The sequence below is a fragment of the Wolbachia endosymbiont of Glossina morsitans morsitans genome, from assembly GCF_000689175.1.
Taxonomy (GTDB): domain Bacteria; phylum Pseudomonadota; class Alphaproteobacteria; order Rickettsiales; family Anaplasmataceae; genus Wolbachia; species Wolbachia pipientis.
Genome location: NZ_AWUH01000176.1, coordinates 4,980 through 6,269, shown reverse-complemented (window position 1 = coordinate 6,269; position 1,290 = coordinate 4,980). Strand labels below are relative to the sequence as shown.

Annotated in this window: 1 protein-coding gene and 1 pseudogene; both read right to left on the bottom strand. The window is 34.2% G+C overall.

The window, feature by feature from the left end; genetic code table 11:
* Positions 1-935: pseudogene (gene recF, locus WGMM_RS07255) on the bottom strand (DNA replication/repair protein RecF); the annotation flags it as partial.
* A 16-nt stretch (positions 936-951) separates the two neighbouring features.
* On the bottom strand, positions 952-1,290 hold a 339-nt coding region (locus tag WGMM_RS04540), incomplete at its 5' end, for a peroxiredoxin (protein WP_038250726.1).

Below are 1,290 nucleotides of genomic sequence, written 5' to 3'. Positions count from 1 at the left end.
CATTGTATCATCAAGTAGAAGAAGTGGTGCCTTATTGTAATGAATACACCTTGCTTTTACACTGGATAAAATAATAGAAAGCAGTAATAACTTTTGTTCTCCAGTGGAGCACAGATTTATTGGTACGTTTCTTTTTTGACAAAAACCCGAAAATTATCGTTATGCACACCAAAGGTTACTCTACCAGTCAATGAATCTTTTTCTCTGTTTTCCTTTAGACGATTCTGAAAATATTCTGCAGTATCGTCCAAAGTTAGCTGGCTGCTGAATTTCAAACTTGCCTTCGGAAAAAACTCACTGGAATGGTTATCAATTGTGTCTTGTAGTGTCTTTAAAACAGACGATCGCATACGTAAAATACTAACTGCATTAACGGCCATTATGTTTTCAAGACTAGAGAGCCAATTTTCGTCCAAGGTGTTCTCTCTTAACAGTTTACTTCGCTCACGTTTAGCTTTTCTGTGTTTCATGTAGCAGCAAGTGTAATTTTCCTCAAACAGTGAGACTATACGGTCTAAAAATTTTAATCTGTCACTTGGAGAATTAAGAAGAACATAGTCCATTTGTGGAATCAGCCATATTACATTGGATATCTTATACAAAGATGAATAACTCGATTGCGTTTTTCCATCAATTTATATTAGTTTCTTATCAAAACTCTTTGCGATACCAATTGAATTAAAATCCATTCCATTAAAAAAATCACAGTGCACTACCCAATCTTCATTACTGAATCTATTTTGTATCTCACTGGCTTTTGCTTTTTTCATTCCATTGCTTTTAGCAAGCAACGAGATTGCTTCAAGTATATTAGTTTTACCAACACCGTTCTTGCCAGTTATTACAACTGAGCTATCATCTGAATCCAGTTCAAAGTTTGAGTGGCTACGAAAATTATGTAATTTCAGCTTTTTTATGTAGCAACGGGTAGCCATTAACCTATTCTTTAGTTTATATTCTCTTTACTTCTTCCAGAACCTCATCAACATGTCCACTAACTTTTACATTTTTCCAGATCTTCACTATTTTACCTTTTTTATCTATTAAAAAAGTAGTGCGTTCTATTCCCATATACTTTTTGCCAAACATACTTTTCTCTACCCAAACACCATATTTTCCCAACATTTCAGCATTCTCATCAGAAACTAAAGAAAACGGCAGAGAATATTTTGCTTTGAAGATAGTGTGACATCTAACACTATCTTTTGATATACCAATTATCACTGTGTCGAGGAAAGAAAAATCATCTATTTTATCTCTAAAGCCTTTTGCCTCCATTGTACAACCCGG